Genomic DNA, 18,794 nt, shown 5'->3' on the forward strand with positions numbered 1-18,794 from the left:
CCATTATGAGGGGCTGATTTTTTTCGATCTATACTATTCCTTGTTCTTCTCTATATCTTCTGCCTTTTCAGTTTCTTCCTTGATGGAATCTGTTACAATATCAACCAGTGCATCATCATGAACTGCTGAAGAAATAACTTCGTTGATAACATGGTCCGTAGTAACTTGTTCCAATACTTCATCAACCGATGTTTCGATTTCATATTCTTGCTTGAGACCTAAGTTCAATGAGTAAATCATTAAAATGAGAATAATCGTAAACGGAAGACCGGTAATAATAGAAGCAGTTTGTAACGCTGTGAGTCCACCACCAATAAGAAGTGTGGCAGCAACAACACCTTCCATGATTGCCCAGAATACACGCTGTGGTACTGGTGAATCGAGTTTTCCCCCTGAAGTCAAGTGATCGACAACTAAAGAACCGGAATCAGACGAAGTAACGAAGAATACAGTTACAAGGATAATTCCGATTAAGGAAAGAATACTAGCTAGTGGTAAATTGTCTACCATTGCGAAAAGTGCCAGTGCTTCATTTTGTTCAATGAATGCAGAAATAGCTCCAATCCCACTGCTTTCTTGAAAAATCGCGGTTCCTCCAAACACAGACATCCATAGAAAAGAGATCACGGTAGGAATAAAAATAACCCCCATGATAAATTCTCTTACTGTTCTACCTTTGGAAATTCTCGCAATAAACATCCCGACAAATGGAGACCATGATATCCACCAAGCCCAATAGAAAACAGTCCAGCCACCTTGCCAATTAGTCGCCCTAAAGGTTTCCGTCCATAAACTCATTTCAAGGAAGTTTGATAAATAGTAACCAATGTTTTGGGTAAATCCACTTAAAATATACACAGTAGGTCCTGCTATGAGAACAAATAAAAGGAAAACACCTGCTAAAATCATGTTGATTTCGCTAAGCCGTTTCACTCCACCATCTAGTCCCATCACAACAGAAATCGTTGCGAAACCTGTGATGACAACGATCAGGAGAACCTGAACGGTAATGCTAATATTAATGCCAAATAGATGATTTAAACCTGCATTTACTTGGGAAACACCAAGCCCAAGCGATGTAGCGAGCCCCATTAAGGTTGCTAACACAGATAAAATATCAATAATATTTCCCCATAAACCATAAATTTTGTTTCCGATAATCGGATAAAATAGCGATCTTATCGTCAAAGGAAGCCCTTTGTTATAAGAAAAGAATGCGAGACCTAAACCAACGATGGCATAGATCGCCCAAGGGTGTATGCCCCAATGGAAGAAGGTGCTAGTCATAGCAGCTTGTGCAGCCGATGCTGAATACGGGTCGACACCACTAAACATGGGGGAAGGATCGCCATAATGTGTGATTGGTTCTGCAACACTCCAAAACAAGAGTCCGATTCCCATACCAGCACTAAGGAGCATCGCATACCAAGCGAATTTTGAAAATTCGGGTTTTGCGTTTTTCCCACCTAAGATGATTTTTCCATATCGACCGAAGGCAAAATATAACGATGCTACAATAAAGATATTCGCAGCAAAGATCATGAACCACCCAGTATTTTTTGTAATACTGGTTAAAATAGTATTGAATAGATTTTCTGCCGTGCTTGGGAACAGTAAAGTAAGAGAGATAAAAATAATCAAAATAATTGAAGCGTAAAGGGTCACTTGTGGATGGATATCGAATCCAAATCTTTTCCAGTTGTTTTCACCCACTTCTTCTTTTCCTGCTTCATCAAAAAGCGAAACGGTGGGTCTAATTTGCAATCCTTTAAATGGTTTTCTGTTTTTGATTGCCTTTTTTCTTGCTTCCGCTTCCGCCTTTTTTAACTTTTTAGCTAAAGCTTGTTGTGATGCAAGTTCTTTCTTTTTTTGTTTATCCATATAACCATACCTTTTGTTAGATTTTTTCACTCTTTAAATTATACAAGTACGAGAGGATGAAAACAATGATAGATCGACAAAAATCGCTTTTTATCATCTTCTGTTTTACTTGGAAGAAGGATTCAATTTGAATAAATGTGAGCAAATCAAGGTTCATGGTTCATCTCGAGGTATTAATGAACAAGCTCTCACGATAGAGATAATACTTGAATAAGGTAAATCTTTCATCTAAAAAATATTTAATTGCTCTTTAAAAGGCTAGCGAGTGGCCCCTTATTCACCAAAACTTTACACTGTCTACACAGAACCTTAAAAAAAAGCTGTTACATTAAAAAAGAAGGATGCACGAACAAAAATAACAGGCAGGGAGTGTATGAAGATGAGAATCGCGATATTTTCAGATACTTACACACCGGAAGTTAATGGTGTTGCTAGAACGTTGAAGCGTTATACCGATTATTTAGAAAAAGTTGGTATAGAATATAAGTTATTCGTACCAGAGAGTAGGACGCCTAATCCAACCGTGCCCCAAGTGGAGCGCTTTACCAGTATTCCATTCGCCTTATATCCTGAGTGTCGAATTGCCCTTCCTAACCCACTATCAATCAACGAAACGTTAAAAACATTCCGCCCTACCTTAATTCATGTATTGACCCCATTTAACCTTGGTATATATGGTGCCCATTATGGTAAAAAAAACAACATTCCAATGGTTGCATCTTATCATACGAATTTTGATGACTACTTAACGTACTATCACCTCCAATTCATGAAAAAATGGATTTGGAAATATATGACTTGGTTTCATCGGCCTTTTGAAAAAGTATATGTTCCATCACCCAGTACAAAAGCTAAATTATTGAGTAAGAGAATGCACCCGAACATCGACATATGGGGAAGAGGGGTAGATGCTATTCAGTTTAGCCCTGAAAAAAAATCGGATAAAATTCGCATGAAGTATCAGATTCAAGAAAAAAATATAGTTCTCTATGTTGGTAGACTTTCACCAGAAAAAGATATAGATATTGTTTTCGATACTTTTCACTCGTTGCCGAAAGAACTGAAAAAAAGCACCCATCTTGTAATCGTAGGAGATGGTCCGCTATATCAAACGCTATCGACTGATCATTGCAAACAAATCACGTTCACAGGCTTTTTGGAACGTGAAGAACTAGCCGAAATGTATGCATCAACGGATGTATTTCTGTTCCCTTCCCCGACAGAGACCTTTGGAAACGTAGTGCTAGAGGCACAAGCTTCGGGTTTACCCGTCATTGGTGCAAATGCTGGAGGAGTACAACACTTACTTCAAGATAATCAAAACGGCTTTTTGTGCAAGCCGAAAAGTGTCAACGATTTTGTGACAAAAACAACAACACTTTTGACAAACGATCAACTTCGCCAGGATATTGGGAAAAAGGCAAGAGCGTTTGCCTTAGAGCAATCATGGAATCGCATCTTTGATCGCCTGATTGCTAGCTTCGAAGATATTTTAGAAGTAAAAACAAGAAAAAGCGCTTAACATCAAAGGGCCATTCCCTGTGGTGGACAATTGTGCATGATAGGGGGGTAGACCCATTTCTATCCCTTTCCCCTATAAACCTTTACAAGTTTGTAAAATTGAATTAGTATATGGAGTAAATATCATTATATAGCAAAGTTGCACTAGGGGAGCTGTGAAAGCGGCTGAGAGGAACTGTATTGTTCTGACCCTTTGAACCCGATCTAGATAATACTAGCGTGGGGAAGTGCAGTCGAATAGGTGTATGAATTTTTATGGATTGATACATGAATTTTTGGCTGCATTCCTACGGGAGTGCAGCTTTTTTGTATAACAAGGAGGATGTTAAGTGTGATGAAAATGTTGAAATTAGGCATGCTAATGGTATTGTTTATCTTTTTATTAGCAGCATGTACAAATGAGGCTGAAGCTCCGTCAACTGTAGAGGATCAAGAATCAAATAATTCTAATGCTGTTGAAAATGTTAATGAAGAAGAAGCGGATGATCGAGCAGATTGGCCAGAGAAGTTTGTCTTCGGAATTCTCCCAACAGAAGACCAAGCCGTATTAGCAAGTCGTTTTGATTCGATGACTACCTACCTAGAGCAAACATTAGGTATTGACGTAGAACTATTTTTTGGAACGAACTATACAGCATTAATAGAAGCGATGGCAAATGGACATTTACATGCATCAAGTTTTGGTTCTTTTTCTTATTTAGTAGCCAACGAACGTGCCAATGGTGAAGCCTTTGCCACGCCGATTCGAGAAGAAGGTGGAACGTTAGATGATATCTATTACTATGCACAAATGATCACTTTAGAAGAAACAGGCATTGATAGCTTAGCAGATGTAGAAGGGCGAACTGTAGCTTATGCCGATCCTGCTTCCACTTCTGGCCACCTGTTTCCAAAAGCAATGTTAATCAACGAATTGGGATTAACCTTGGATAATGTGGATGAATTTCCGTCTCATGTTGTCTTTTCCGGTAGTCATGAAGCATCCCTTTATTCAGTATTAAACGGTGATGTTGATGTAGCCGGCGTTTGTAGTACTTGTATCGAAAGGGTATTTGAACGAGTAGAGGATCATCCGAACTTTAGTCAATTAAAAGTGTTTCATGAATCAGAACCTATTCCTGGTAGCACCTATGTGATTCAAGGAGATTTACCACAATCATTTAAAGACGCTATAGCAGAGGCGTTCTATGCAATGATTGATGATGAAGTAGGGAGAGAATTTTTAATAGGAACTGATTATTTAGGTGGATTTATTCCCATTACGCACGATGAATTTCAAGTGGTGGCTGATACAGCAGAAGCATTAAATATGAGTCCTGAGGATTTACTAAATTAACGTATTTTAGAAAACATCATTCACAAAGAATCGTCGCAGAGGAATGTGTATAATACGAATATTATAAGGTCAGGCTCCTGTCGTGGACAATTACCCATGATAGTAGCCTCCCCTTTTTTTATTAAGACTTGTACATCTTGTTAACAAAAATTAATGATTCTACTTCTTGCTACCATTTTTAACGTTGTCCGCACTCTCTTTTTTTAAAAAGCCCATAACATCTATTCATCTAAAGCAAAAACCAATGTAAAGTTTATGAACAAGTAGTAACATAAATTTTACAGAAACAATACCATCCCTTTATTTCTAGTTAATAGTAATCATGGATAATAGCAGTGTAATACAAAACGAGGAGGCTATTAACATATGAAAATGATCAAATTAGGCGTACTCATGATTTTGTTTATCTTTTTAATGGCAGCATGTGCAGATGAAGAGGAATCGCCATCGTCGGCCGAAGCAAAAACACCAGAAGCTTCTAACGATACTGTAGCAAATGATAGGGAAGAAGCAGATGAGCGAGCAGATTGGCCGGAGAAATTTGTGTTTGGAATCCTTCCAACAGAAGATCAAGCACAATTAGCAAAACGCTTTGATGGGATGAATACATACCTAGAGCAAGCGTTAGGTGTAGAAGTAGAGCTATTTTATGGAACAAGCTATACCGCATTAATAGAAGCGATGGCCAATGGTCACTTGCATGCGTCAAGTTTTGGACCATTTTCCTATTTAGTAGCAAACGAACGTGCAAATGGAGAAGCTTTTGCCATTCCAGTTAGTGAAGAAGGTGGGACGCTAGATGATATCTTCTATTATGCACAAATGATCACATTAGAAGAAACGGGAATTGATAGTTTAGCAGACATAGAAGGTCGTTCATTAGCATATGCGGATCCTGCTTCCACTTCCGGCCATTTGTTTCCAAAGGCTATGTTAATCAATGAGTTGGGATTAACGATGGATAATGTGGATGAATTTCCTTCTCAAGTTGTCTTTTCAGGTAGTCATGAAGCTTCTCTTTATTCAGTACTAAATGGTGATGTTGATACGGCAGGTGTTTGTAGTACTTGTATTGAACGAGTATTTGATCGAGTAGAGGATCATCCGAACTTTGGTCAGTTGAAAATTTTCCATGAATCGGAACCGATTCCTGGTGGACCCTATGTTATTCAAGGAGACCTACCTCAATCGTTTAAAGATGCTGTTGCGGAAGCGTTCTTTGCCATGATTAATGACGAACTTGGAAAAGAGTTTTTAATCGATAATGAATATTACGGTGGATTTATCCCAATTACCCATGAGGAATATCAAGTTGTGGAGGATACGGCAGATGCACTAAATATGAGTCCAGAGGAATTACTGAACTAGACTTCTGTTTCATGGTAGAAGGCAAGTGTATTAATGCTTGCCTTCCCTATCTTTCACGAAAAGTATTTTCTTAATAGGGCAAGGATATAGAAGACACTACAGCGTTCTTTATGACAGGTTGGCGTAAAAAACCTTAGAAATGATAGGCGAGAAAGGGAGAAGAAAAATGGCAGAAGTTATGTTAGAAACAAAAGATGTAAGCATGGTATTCCCTGATGGCACAAAAGCTTTAAAAAATATTAATGTAAAAATTCATCGTGGCGAGCTCGTGTCTGTAATTGGTCCAAGTGGTGCAGGAAAAAGTACATTGTTACGGTCGATAAATCTATTGAATCATCCTACCGGTGGGGAAATCATTTTTGAGGGAGAAAATGTCGCGAAAGCAAAAGGAAAAGAATTACGCCATATTCGAAGAAGAATCGGAATGATCTTCCAGCATTTTAACCTAATCAAACGGTCACCAACACATCAAAATGTGTTGCATGGAAGACTAGGATATATGTCCTCATTAAAAGGTGGTTTTGGTCGGTTTTCTGATCAGGATATGAGTGAAGCGCTTGCGATTTTAGATAGAGTTGGTTTAGCAGATCAAGCATTTAAACGAGCAGATGAATTATCGGGAGGCCAACAACAAAGAGTGGGTATTGCAAGAGCAATTGCTCAATCTCCCTCATTGATTTTAGCCGACGAACCGATAGCAAGCTTAGATCCTTCTTCCTCCGAAAATGTGATGAATTATTTGCAACGAATTAGCCGAGAAGATGGCATTACAACGATCGTGAATCTTCACCAAGTAGATTTCGCTAAGCAATTCGCGGATCGAATCATTGGGATTAAGGCTGGAGAAGTAGTTTTTGACGGAAAACCAAAGGAGTTAACAGAAGGTATCATCAATCATTTATATTATGCGGGTTAATTGTAGAGCTTATTCTAACAATAACAAGTAAGGAGGGTTTCTCATGGAAATGCGAGCTGAAAGACTAATTCCGTCAGTAACAGAAAAATCAAGAACCGATGTATTATCTGATTTAAAAAAGAGAAAGAGAGTAGTCTTGGTGAATAAAGCAATGATCGGCTGTCTTATCATTGCCCTTGTCGTTTGGTCTTGGATTGGGACAAATTTCAATCTGTCTTTTCTCTATACGGGGTTCACAAACATAACAAAGTTTATTTTTACCGATTTGTTGCCACCTGATTTTCGTGTGATTGGCCGTTATATAAATCCGGCATTACAAACATTGTATATGAGCTATGTAGGGATGGTGATCTCTGTTATTCTCTCCATAGTTCTTGGATTCATGGCGGCGAAAAATACGTCCTTTCATCCTGTGCTCGCTTTAATAAGTCGATCAATCATTACCTTTATCCGAGCTGTACCTTCCATTATTATTGGTATGTTGTTGGTCGTAACATTAGGACTTGGGCCATTAGCAGGTACGATTGCTCTTGGTATCGGAGGAGTAGGAATTCTCGGAAAAGCATTCGCGGATCTATTGGAAGGGATTGACAAAGGGCAAGTAGAAGCAATCCGAGCTACTGGAGCGAATTGGTTCCAGGTCATGGGTCAAGGTGTATGGCCACAATTCAAGCCAGGTTTTGTTGCTTGGTCTCTTTACAAAATGGATTTAAATATTCGTGAAGCAGCAGTATTAGGGATTATCGGTGCAGGAGGGATTGGCTATACCTTACAGGGAAATATCAATCTCTTTCAATATAAACAAGCATCTGTAGGGATTCTAATGATTTTCATCCTGATTTTAATCGTAGAATTTACTACAGCTAAAGTTAGGGAGAAGATTCTATGAAGCAGGTAAAGCGTAGTAAAGATCACCTAACCAAATGGATTATTAGAGCTTTAGCGATTTTCTTTTTCCTGTTCAGTTTATATAAAATTGGCATTATTGACCAACGAATTCTGCAAGCTTTCAGCCGAGCGGAACACCTTGTCAAAGGGATGTTTCCTCCCACACTGGATGAACCGATTGATATTGCAGGTGCAGCAATAGAATCTTTACAGGTTGCCGTTATGGGAACATTTTGGGGGATTATTTTTTCGATTGCCTTAGCGATCTTTGCAGCAAAAAATTTATCTCCACATATTAGCATTAGTTATCTCGTGAAAGGATTTGCTGCATTTGTAAGAGCAGTACCGGCATTAATATGGGCCCTATTATTCATAATCGCAGTTGGACTCGGGCCAACCCCAGGTATTTTAGCGCTTGCGATTAATAGTATCGGCATGCTTCTTAAAGTATATGCTGAAGCAATCGAAGAGATTGATCATGGTGTTATTGACGCGATGCGCGCGACTGGTGCAACGAAATTCCAAGTTATTATGCAAGGAATATTACCAAGTATTATGGTTATTTTTGTTTCTTGGTCGGTATTTCGTTTTGATATTAATTTACGCTATGCCACTGTATTAGGCGTTGTCGGAGCAGGTGGGATCGGTTGGGAACTAATCCGGGCTTCACGGGTAATGGCATATGATCAAGTAATGGGCGTTACCCTCGTTATCTTCGGTATGATTTTAATCGCTGAATTGATCACTCGTTATTTACAGAAACGAATGGATATTGTCAATTTGAGAGCGTCTCAGTAATTCCTGACTTATAGGTAGTGAGAAATTCATCTCATTACCTTTTTTGTTTTGGAAACTGGAAAAAAGCCAGAACTGTCAGGGGAAGCATACAAACAAATTACACGAGAAGAAAGAAGGGATTGGATGTATTTAATTGGAATTGATTTAGATGGTACGTTGCTATCTAGTAATGGGACAGTCTCAAGCTATACGAAAGAAATGATAAAAAAAGTACAAAAAGCTGGACATAAAATAATTATCGCTACAGGGCGACACCCTTTATTGACGATTCCTATTCTTAAAGAGTTAGGATTAAAGGATGCGTTTGTTTGTTTTAATGGGGCTTATATTCATTTGTTGACAGATAAACTTCCTATTACATCCTCTTATCACCCCTATTATTTAGAGAGGTTACTGCCGTTTTTGCAGGAAAGAGAATATAAATTTGTTTTCGGTACAGAAAGACGCTATTATCTTTATGCCAAGTTTGCAAAACATTTGGAACATCTTTCTCATTTACCCGTACCGATTCACCTCATTGAAAGTATTGATGAAATGAAGGAGCCGATCTTAAAAACGTCCATTATTGGTAAGGAAAGTGAGCTTATTGAATTAGAGGAAGAAGTACAATCGATGGCAAAAGAACTTACCATTTTTCGCAGTGCAGCAGAATCAATGGATATTATCCATCCGAATGCAAGCAAAGGAAAAGCAATCGCTTATTTAGGAGATTACTACAAAATCGACCGTTCGAAAATGATTGCGTTTGGAAACTATTTTAATGATGTGGATATGCTGTCTTACGTACCGATTGGTGTAGCAATGGATAATGCACCAGACTACTTAAAACTATCTTCATCCTATGTTACAAAGACAAACGATCAAGATGGCGTCGCGTATTTTCTAGAGAAGTTTTTACTAGATTCCGAAGGGGGAGGCCAGAAGTTCTTAGCATCGTGTAGCTCAAGAAAAAAGAGCTTGCTTAGCAATGGTAGGGGGACGGTTGTGTGAATGAAGTTGGTCGAAGAAAAAAACAAGTTACGATCGTTGCTCTTGTTACGGCACTCTGTTTGCTTGGTGACTCAATGTTATATATCACGTTACCCATTTTCTATGAGCAAGTAGGCCTTCAATCTTTATGGGAGGTAGGTTTACTTCTTTCAATTAATCGTTTTGTTCGCATACCAATGAATCCACTTGTCGGCTTTATGTATCGGAAATTCCAGCTAAAAACCGGTTTGTATATCGCGGTTGTGCTTGCTGTCATTACTACAGTAGGATATGGGATTGGTACAGGATTGTTTATATGGGTCCTTTTGCGTTTACTGTGGGGCATAGCGTGGTCGTTTTTACGATTGGGTGGCTTCTTTACGATACTACATGCTTCTACTGACCGAAATCGAGGAGAAAATATGGGTCGTTACAATGGTTTATACCGGTTAGGGAGTTTAGGGGGAATGATTGGTGGCGGTGTATTAGTAAGTATGATAGGTTTTCAACCAACGGTAATAGCATTCGGATTAAGTATGGTCATTGGTATTCCGCTCGTATACAAAGGAATAACAAAGAATCCTTCTCAAAATTTGGTTGTAACACCAGAAATAACTCCGAAGAAAAAAGTGTTTTTCGGCTTAACATGCAAAGCAATCACTACGATTACGAGCGGAATGATTTTAGCGTTCCTTATTCAAGGAATGTTTAACTCATCAATCAGTTTAGTAATGGTGATGCATTTCGGCGAAGAGATCTCCTTATACCGCTGGACGATCGGTATTACAGCTTTGGCTGGTACTTTACAAGGAGTGCGCTGGTTATGGGAGCCGTATTTGGCGGTGCGATTAGGTAGGGTTTCCGATGGCGAGCAAGGAAGGTTACCGTTATTTCTATTGGCTTTGGTTGTTTCTGCTATGGGTTTTGTATTCATTCCCATCCCGTTACCTTTGGCGATTTGGTTGGGAATGATCCTATTCGTAATGGCAGCTTCTACAACGCTAACGACATTGGTAGATGCATTAACCTCAGATGAAGCACAAGGTCAGGATGCCAATCGATTGATGACGATATACAGTGTTTTTCTCGATCTGGGTGCTGCTATGGGACCACTTGTTTCCTATTTCTTATTTTCGATCGGTGGAACAGTAGTACATGTTTTCAATGGAGCCGCTGTAGTCTTTATGATGTTATTTGTGTACTGGAGCGCAATTTATTTTCAAACGAAGAAAGAACAACACAAAGCTTCTATTAATGTTTAAATACGAAATTGTAATGATTTGAGATGTGCTTTCAAGCTAGTTTGAAAGCACATAAGAGCGAAGGGAGAACTACTTTGGTTTATCACTTCTCTCTTACACTAGTAGGAATTTTTTAAAATCCATGTGTGATTAGTTTTTCAAAAGAATATGCTTAATAAAGTAAAAACACTAAGTCATTTTCCTGCTTAGTGTTTTTGCCTTACTTATTAGATATTAAATTGCTGAACAACTTCAGAAAGAGATTCAGATGTCTTGTTTAGCAAATTCGATCTCGTTGACATGTCTTCCATCGCAACGAAAGCTTCTTCTGCTGAGGCTGTTGTTTCTTCAACCCCCGCAGCAGATTGTTCTGATATGGCAGCAATCTCTTGAACAGAATGATTCATCTGCTCGCTTTCCTCTGCTATTTTATTTAGTCCAGACATGACTGAGTTTACATTATCCGTCATGTTTTTAACAGCTTCTTCAATATATTCGAATTTTGTTCCTGTCGATTCAATTTTTTCTGTACCTGTTAAAACTTCTTCGTAACAGAGTTCTAAAGTATGAACAACGGCACCTGTTTCCCCTTGTATTGTTTTTACAATTTTAGTAATATCACCAACAGATTCGTCCACTTGCTCAGCCAACTTTCGCACCTCATCTGCAACGACAGCAAAACCTTTACCAGATTCTCCAGCTCTTGCAGCTTCAATCGCCGCATTCAAAGCTAGCAAGTTTGTTTGACCTGCAATATCTTTAATAACAGCAACCAAATTTGTTACAAGCTTTGACTGCTTGTCTAAACCTTTTACCTTTTCAACCGCTTTTTTGACAATCGTATCGATGTTACCTATTTGATCAACAGATTGATTCATATACTCTTGCCCTTCAGAGGTTTCTGTCAGGACACGTTCTGTTGACTGTGTAATCGATTGACCCTTTTCACTCATTTCAGTAATTTCAGCAGCGAAGGCTTTCATAGAAGTAGCTAACTCACTAGAATAGCTGGCTTGTGATTCTGTACCTTTTGCCAATTCCTCCATTGTTGTAGCAATTTGCTTTGCACCTGACTTCACCTGATGAGCAGAATGTGATAATTGTTCACTTTGAGTGCTAACAGAAGAAGTACTCTGACTAATTTGTTGAATCATGGTTAACAGTTGTTGCTTCATTACATTTATTGAACTAGAAAGTTTACCAATCTCATCTTTTCCTTTGTACGTTAGTGAATCAACTGTTAAATTTCCATTTGCAATATGATCGCTGAGCACGACAACTTTCTTTAAGTTATAGGAAACACGTTGACTAATAAATAGAACAAGAATTACTCCTGTAATGAGTGTAAATAACATCGATGTGATTAACATGATAAATGCGAAGGCTGTACTTTCGTTCGCATGTTCAACGGCGATTTGGCGCTCTTCGTTAATTAACTCACGCAAAGATCCCAAAAATGAAGTCGTTCGTGATGTTAATGTATTTAATTGACTGCTATATAGTTCACGATGTCCTGATGTACCATAACGAGGAATTACTTCATCAAAGAAAATTTGATCCATATCTTCGTTAAATCTCTGTCCCTCAGCAAATAAGGATTCTTGGGGCTCTGTATGTAACTGTTCACGTAATTGATCGAGTAAGAGATTCACCTCCTCCATACGTTCCTCATAATTATTAATATCAACTTCGCTGCCAAACTGAATATACGAAAAGGCAACATTTGTTTTTGCTCGAATTTGTGATTCAAGTTCTGTTACTAAAACTGCCCGATTACCATCGCGTTCCAGAGTTTCAACCGCATTTTCTGTAGCCATCATAGATCGGGCTATGAGAACGGTTGAAGCACATAATAAAAGAAAAATAACCAATAGTCCAACCCCGTATTTCCATCCAATTGATAGGTTTCTAACGGTAAATTTTTTGTGACGCTCCCGTTTATTTTTGAATGTATTCAGGCTAATTTTCCTCATTCCTATCTCCTCCAGTCTGATACAATTTTTAAAGCGCTTTCTTTTCGCGGTAAAAAAATAAGATAAACACTTTGTTCAACGGATAAACAAACTATACTTCTATAGTATATTGTTTCTGGAAAAAATACAATTAAAGAATGAAAAAAATTTGGCTTGAGCACATTAGCGTTACATATTCTTTGATTCGCTATAAATAATACTTAAAATAACTTTTATCCCGGAGCAACCGTCCGTAAGACTCCCACTTCAAAACAACAAGAAAAGAAAGTTGTTTAAGAGGGAGTAACGGACGCTAGCACCCCGAATGGTTCAAGGGCCTTTAGGTCATCCTTTAGGACTAACACTCAGTGGGGGAATAACTAAAAGCCGCCCACTGAGTGAAGTTTCACTTTATTACATATATATCCATATAATTCTATAAAAAAACCTTATCATTAGTTGGAAGGCAAGAGTCCTGTCCAAATGCTAAGTATAAGGAGATATTATGGGCAAGCATAAAGAAAAAACAATACAAACGACAATCATATCAACATTACAAGTTTAATAGCGGCGGTAACCAGAAATTAATTTCCAATTTTGGTAGCATAGAAGATATACTTATTTTATTTTCACATTTTTATAAAAAAGAAGGTTCAGCCCTTTCCTGTGAGAACTGTTGTGGAAAGGATCTGAACCCTTTTTTGTTGTTAGGAACTTTCCTCTGTTTTACTTTGGTTAATCTGATACGAAGAGCTGAACTGGACGGTATTTGCAATCGTATCAACGATCGGGCAATGTGCTTCTAAGAATTCCACAAACTGTTTCACTTTCTCCTCTGAAGCATTCGTGCGAATAAAATAAGAAGCTCGAACATCGGAGAAACCTGGTCGAACATCCGCTTTATCGAAGAAGCCATCTAAGTTGATATCCCCTTCTAATTCCACTTTAAAATCAAGTAAATCAACATCAAATTTCTCAGCATAGGTACGTGCTACAACGGATTGGCAAGATCCTAAGGCAGATAGTAAAAGCTCTAATGGATTCATCGCTTCATCTGTACCGCCAAATGAAGCAGGCTCATCAACAAAAGCCCGGTGTTGTCGTGCTGTATTCTCGATCAAATACTTTTCCTTTAACTGTGAACTTGCTTGAAATGTTTTAACTGACATGTGATTCTCCCCTTTGTTCATTTTTGTAAATACAACTCAGGCAATAATAAAACCTCTTCTCAGAAAATGACGAGAAGAGGCTGCTTCTATGTGTGCAACAGTGCTTCCCATCTATAGCATATCGATGCTTCTGAAATTGGCACCTGGCTTACATCTTAAATAAGCGGTTGCCGAGAGTTCACCGGGTCAGTCCCTCCCTCTCTCTGGATGAGTTGTAATCTTATGAAATTTTTTGCAAATATAACATGGATAATTATAACTGTCAAACGATTTGTTTTTTCAAAAAAGTAAAAAATATAATCCATGAGCATAATTTTACTCCAAAACAATTGATAAAGATAGAACAATAAACAGTGTTTCAAACAGGTTTCGTGCAATAAATTACTGAATGCATCATATCGGATGTAACGAATTATACTAGCTCGTGTTATAATAAACCACTTAGGATACTAACTATGTTCGCTCAGAACAGGTATCCATAAAGACGCATACGAGCAATAAATATGGAGGTATAAGCAAATGAATAAACGATGGACAATTGATAAAATCAAGGAATTTGTTGAAAAAAATTCAGACAGTACGTTGTTAACAACGGAATATCACGGTTTTTCTCAAAAATTACTTTTTAGATGTGCATGCGGAAACCAATTTGAAAAAAACTTTACGAAATTCAAAAATAAACACCAACGAAAATGCGATGTGTGTCAACCGCCAAAACAATCACGATAGAATAACTTAAAATGCCGACTTCAATCATTGGAGTGGCTTTTTTGATTTTTCACTTATCTATATTCTGCAAAAAAAGAGCATTCCCAGCTTAAACCAGAAATGCCCATCTATAAATACTTAAATGTTTTTCTTCATTCCCAACCTTTTTTGTATCATGAAAAATATCAGTACGCCAATGATAAGTAAGACAAAACCAATCAACAAGTTTGTATAGGTGTTTGTCGCTGTATCTGGCATCTGATCCTCATCATCAGCGCCTTCTTCAGAATCATTCACATCTTTATCCGGATCGTCAGTGCTTTCTTCTGGATCATCAGCTTCTTCATCCGAATCACCAGCCCCTCCATCCGTATTGTCAGCTTCCTCATCCTCATCATCAACCCCTTCACCCGGATCTCCAGTGCCTTCGTCCGGATCATCTGTCCCTTCAACTGGATCACCGGTGACTTGGTCCGGATCATCAGCCTCCTCATCTGGATCGTTAGTATCTTCCCCAGGTTCATCTATGTCTTCAGCATAGGTAATATAATTAGCCTCTACTGTACTATTTCCCTCTAGTGTAATATTTAAGAACTGAATATTTTCTCCAATAGGTCTTTCAATAATAGAGGAATTTCGTACAGTTAGATTCTGAACGAGAATATCTGAGTTATTAGGAAATTCTGCTCGAGCGGAAATACGAATGCCATTTTGCCCCTCAACAATTCCACCATTAATGGTAATGTTGTATCCGTTTTCGAGTAATATGGCGTTATTTCCTGTATGAGCGATATCAATTCGATCAATAACGGCTCCACCACTTCTTGAAACACTAAAGATACCTCTACCACCATGACGGGCGATAACTTCCCCTACAAAAATGTTCGGTGTATAGTCATCATCGATATGCCCATTACGGTTAGCCATACGGAATGCCGCATAACCAGTTCCTGATGCTGCTCGATAACCATAAACGGTATCAACTTCTGCATTAATCGTATCATTTAATAATACACCAGAATAGCCAGTGTCTACGGCAGTGACCATGCCAATCTTAATACCATCCACCCCATAGGTTTCAAGACCATGACTGCTCGTTCCTGAAACGTAAACCTCATCTATTTGAACATTACGAACACCGTAAACGCTGTCATCATCACGGCTATCTATTCGAATACCATGCCCGCTGTCAAGACGAAGATCAATGTTTCCTAGATGAATATCCTCTGAAGTTCGAACAAAAATACCGAAGTTCGGACTGCCTGTTACGCTTAGATTTGGAATAGAAACATTTTCAGCATATCTCACTCGTACAGCGGCTGCATGGTTATCATAGCTGAAACCACCATCTGTTTTTTTTACATGAATCGTACCACACACCTCTAAAATTGTGTGACTTGGTAGATCAATAGACTCATCAGCTGACATCGTTCCCGAATCACGAACAAGTACCTTTTCTTGATTTGTTCGATCAGGCGTTAAATTGTCTACAGCTGACTGAACGGCCTCTAGCATAACTTCACCAGAATAGACCACCTCGCCATTTGCTCGAATCGCCTGCCATGTTCCATTAGTTTGGATAACTTCTATATCAAAAGCGCCGGCACCACACTGTTCTCGTTCGGGTAGATCTCTACCTTGCGCTTCAAGCACTTCTGAAATTTCGGAAACTCCACCTTCATTAACTGCTGTAACAAAATAATAATACGGATTTGGAGAATGAATATCACTATCCGTAAAGAATGGCTCATCCGTTATCCCAATACGTTCAAATGACTCGATTGCATTTGGAATTTGCTCAAAATGGAATCGAGAACGATAAACATAGTAAAGGGTAGCATCATTGACTTCACCCCAAGAAAAGGTAACGAGTTCTTCTGATACCCCTTCGCCTAATTCTATTTCTGTTGGTTGTCCTGGAGGTGTCCTATTTTCATCAATCATTGTTACGGTTACTTCATTACTTTTTACTGGTGTAAGTGAAAAATTTGTGACAGCCTCTACAGCATAAGTATACGTATAACCGACATTTACCGTCTCGTCACGATAATTTGAATCGATTGTCTCTCCGATTAGAGTAAAATTGCTTTCCCCTTCTTCTTTTCGGAATACATGATAAGATACTGCAGCAGCTGAACTTTCCCAATTCAGATCAACGAATGTACCTGTTACTGAAAAGTTAGACACTTCCAAACTATTAATGACTAATATAGGAACAATCTCAATCGCATTGATGCGTGCCCATTCGTTGGAGAAAGCAATGGTTATTTGCTCATCTGCTACGTGAATATGGTCTTCGTAAGTAAGGAACTGGCCTGCTTCTGTTCGTGTGCCACCTTGAATTTCTCCTCCTTGAAGTGAGTAGCTTGTGCGGTTATTGTCCCATTCCGCACCGGTAGTTATTAGAACTTTATAGTCCCCATTCGGAACGTCTACTCGAAAGGTATTTCCACTTGCTAAAACAAAATCTCTAAGATGCAAGTCCGTCCCTTGGTCTCGTGCACCAATCATCTCATCAAATCCGTAACCAAGATCACTGCCATAAACGACTAAATTTGATACCTTCGTATAACCCGCTTCGACCGGACTTGTTTCGGTTCCAAAATCAAACAGACGGATGGCTTCATCAGCGCCTATTTCTGTAATTTCTATTGCATTAATCCTTGCCCACACACCGCCAAACATAATCGTTAACTGGCCATCTGTCACCGTTGCAGAATCTTCATAAATAGCAAAATCACCAGCACTTGTATTCCGTCCACCTTCCATGTCTGCACCTTGGAGCGAAAAAGTCGTGCTATTGCTATCCCAGTTTGATCCTGTAAGTATTTCTACAAAATATTCGCCATTTGGCAAATCCACTGTAAAGGTGTTTCCACTAGCTAAGACAAAATCTCGACGCAACTCATTTCCTTGATCTCTTGAATCGCCTGGTCTAACTTCATCAAAACCATAACCTACTTCACGATCATACCCTGTTAATTCTGATATTTTAGTATAGCCATCTGCTGAAGGGCTTGACTCTGTTCCTAAATCAAATTTCAGATGAGGTAAGTCATAATTGCCTTCTGCTGCACTCGTGCTAATAGAAGCGCTAGCGCTAGAAAAAAGAGAAAACACCAATAAAAAAACAATAACGAATGAAAGTTTTTTCTTCACGATTACTATCCTCCTAGTTTTTGATTGCTTGATCGAACGGTTATCACTTGAACCACTAAGACACCAATAAAGTAAGCGCTAACATTTTTTTGTTATGCAAATAATGGTTTTACTATGAACATTTATCCCGGAGCAACGGACGCTAGCACCCCGAATGGTTCAACTAACAATCAGTGAGGGAATAACTAAAAACCCCTACTGATTGAAGGTTCACTTTATTTCACTGTTCACCTCCTTAACTAGAATTTATAAAAGAACAATAACTAGAGCATCATATTCTAATTATTGTTTGTAACAAAAAGCGTATGACAATAAAAGAGAGGGCTTCTAAGTAGCATGAAAATAGCTATAACAAGTAGTATTTATAAACATTAGTGATTGTGCGCTTAAGTATAATCAGAGAATAGTGGTTTTCATTGTAATGGATAACTAAGAGGTTGATCGTAGTAGGTTTTCGATCGATAGGGTGTGATTGCAGCAACCTGCCACCTATCAATGATTATAATTGTAGAGATACTTTACAAACATTGGTAGATAAAAAATGTTAAAAAACTTTTGAAAAACAAAGAAGATCTTCAAGGAGGTCTGATCCCCTCCGTGGACAATTGCTCTTAGGAATAGTTTGCCCCTTAGTAAAATGCTCTTTTCAAGAAGAATCAATAAATAAATTAATTTTAATTTCAAAAAAGGGTTGTTTTCCTGATTGATCAAGTAGTATAATGTAATCAACAAGTGGTGCAATCGATTTCGCATAGTTCTTTACAGTAATTATTACAAAAATCGATTTTTCCACTTAGCGTAAGTGTTTGTAAATAATACTACCTTTTCCCCTATAAACATTGTTTTTTTGATCCAATGTAGTTTTTAATGTTTTAAAAACAGTTTTTG

General features: G+C 38.4%; 13 protein-coding genes and 2 riboswitches. Of the genes, 9 read left to right on the plus strand and 4 right to left on the minus strand.

All coding sequences use genetic code 11. The annotated features are described in order from the left end of the window. Positions 1-33: 33 nt before the first annotated feature. Positions 34-1,881, minus strand: coding sequence for a BCCT family transporter (locus OWO01_RS03575; protein WP_268779058.1), 1,848 nt, complete (start codon positions 1,879-1,881; stop codon positions 34-36). Positions 1,882-2,260: 379 nt separating this feature from the next. On the opposite strand from OWO01_RS03575, the gene OWO01_RS03580 reads away from it, so the two are divergent. The 8 genes from OWO01_RS03580 to OWO01_RS03615 all read left to right on the plus strand — a co-directional run bounded on the left by OWO01_RS03580 (position 2,261) and on the right by OWO01_RS03615 (position 10,939). Continuing rightward, positions 2,261-3,403: a glycosyltransferase family 4 protein gene (locus tag OWO01_RS03580; protein WP_268779059.1), complete on the plus strand. Its 1,143-nt coding sequence runs from the start codon at positions 2,261-2,263 to the stop codon at positions 3,401-3,403. 135 nt (positions 3,404-3,538) lie between these two features. Further along, a riboswitch (TPP riboswitch) is annotated at positions 3,539-3,645 on the plus strand. 91 nt (positions 3,646-3,736) lie between these two features. Further along, positions 3,737-4,738 (plus strand): phosphate/phosphite/phosphonate ABC transporter substrate-binding protein, encoded by a 1,002-nt coding sequence (locus OWO01_RS03585; RefSeq protein WP_268779060.1) that lies wholly within the window; start codon positions 3,737-3,739, stop codon positions 4,736-4,738. A 366-nt stretch (positions 4,739-5,104) separates the two neighbouring features. Continuing rightward, positions 5,105-6,106: a phosphate/phosphite/phosphonate ABC transporter substrate-binding protein gene (locus OWO01_RS03590; protein ID WP_268779061.1), complete on the plus strand. Its 1,002-nt coding sequence runs from the start codon at positions 5,105-5,107 to the stop codon at positions 6,104-6,106. A gap of 166 nt (positions 6,107-6,272) precedes the next feature. Continuing rightward, complete coding sequence (phnC, locus tag OWO01_RS03595) at positions 6,273-7,022, plus strand: phosphonate ABC transporter ATP-binding protein (RefSeq protein WP_268779062.1); 750 nt, start codon at positions 6,273-6,275, stop codon at positions 7,020-7,022. Between the two features lie 43 nt (positions 7,023-7,065). Continuing rightward, positions 7,066-7,911, plus strand: a complete 846-nt coding sequence (phnE, locus tag OWO01_RS03600) for a phosphonate ABC transporter, permease protein PhnE (RefSeq protein ID WP_268779063.1) — start codon at positions 7,066-7,068, stop codon at positions 7,909-7,911. Continuing rightward, positions 7,908-8,708: a phosphonate ABC transporter, permease protein PhnE gene (phnE, locus tag OWO01_RS03605; RefSeq protein ID WP_268779064.1), complete on the plus strand. Its 801-nt coding sequence runs from the start codon at positions 7,908-7,910 to the stop codon at positions 8,706-8,708. Before phnE (OWO01_RS03600) ends, phnE (OWO01_RS03605) begins: the two co-directional genes overlap by 4 nt. 123 nt (positions 8,709-8,831) lie before the next feature. Then, positions 8,832-9,698: a Cof-type HAD-IIB family hydrolase gene (locus tag OWO01_RS03610; RefSeq protein WP_268779065.1), complete on the plus strand. Its 867-nt coding sequence runs from the start codon at positions 8,832-8,834 to the stop codon at positions 9,696-9,698. Further along, positions 9,695-10,939 (plus strand): MFS transporter, encoded by a 1,245-nt coding sequence (locus OWO01_RS03615; protein WP_268779066.1) that lies wholly within the window; start codon positions 9,695-9,697, stop codon positions 10,937-10,939. The genes OWO01_RS03610 and OWO01_RS03615 overlap by 4 nt, the downstream gene beginning before the upstream one ends. A 206-nt stretch (positions 10,940-11,145) precedes the next feature. Here the strand turns inward: OWO01_RS03615 and OWO01_RS03620 are convergent, their stop codons facing one another. Together OWO01_RS03620 and OWO01_RS03625 are read right to left on the minus strand one after the other, a co-directional pair. Further along, positions 11,146-12,891 carry a methyl-accepting chemotaxis protein gene (locus OWO01_RS03620; RefSeq protein WP_268779067.1) on the minus strand — a complete coding sequence of 582 codons (1,746 nt, stop codon included), beginning with the start codon at positions 12,889-12,891 and terminating at the stop codon, positions 11,146-11,148. 686 nt (positions 12,892-13,577) lie between these two features. Next, positions 13,578-14,039: an OsmC family protein gene (locus OWO01_RS03625; RefSeq protein WP_268779068.1), complete on the minus strand. Its 462-nt coding sequence runs from the start codon at positions 14,037-14,039 to the stop codon at positions 13,578-13,580. Positions 14,040-14,143: 104 nt separating this feature from the next. Beyond that, a riboswitch (SAM riboswitch) is annotated at positions 14,144-14,253 on the minus strand. Positions 14,254-14,558: 305 nt separating this feature from the next. Between OWO01_RS03625 and OWO01_RS03630 the strand changes: the two genes are divergently transcribed. Then, positions 14,559-14,768, plus strand: a complete 210-nt coding sequence (locus tag OWO01_RS03630; protein WP_268779069.1) for a hypothetical protein — start codon at positions 14,559-14,561, stop codon at positions 14,766-14,768. Positions 14,769-14,885: 117 nt separating this feature from the next. Here OWO01_RS03630 and OWO01_RS03635 read toward each other — a convergent pair whose 3' ends face one another. After that, positions 14,886-17,906, minus strand: coding sequence for a hypothetical protein (locus OWO01_RS03635; RefSeq protein ID WP_268779070.1), 3,021 nt, complete (start codon positions 17,904-17,906; stop codon positions 14,886-14,888). Positions 17,907-18,794: the final 888 nt, after the last annotated feature.

It is taken from the genome of Natronobacillus azotifigens, assembly GCF_026805325.1.
In the GTDB taxonomy this organism is placed as follows: Bacteria; Bacillota; Bacilli; order Bacillales; family Amphibacillaceae; genus Natronobacillus; species Natronobacillus azotifigens.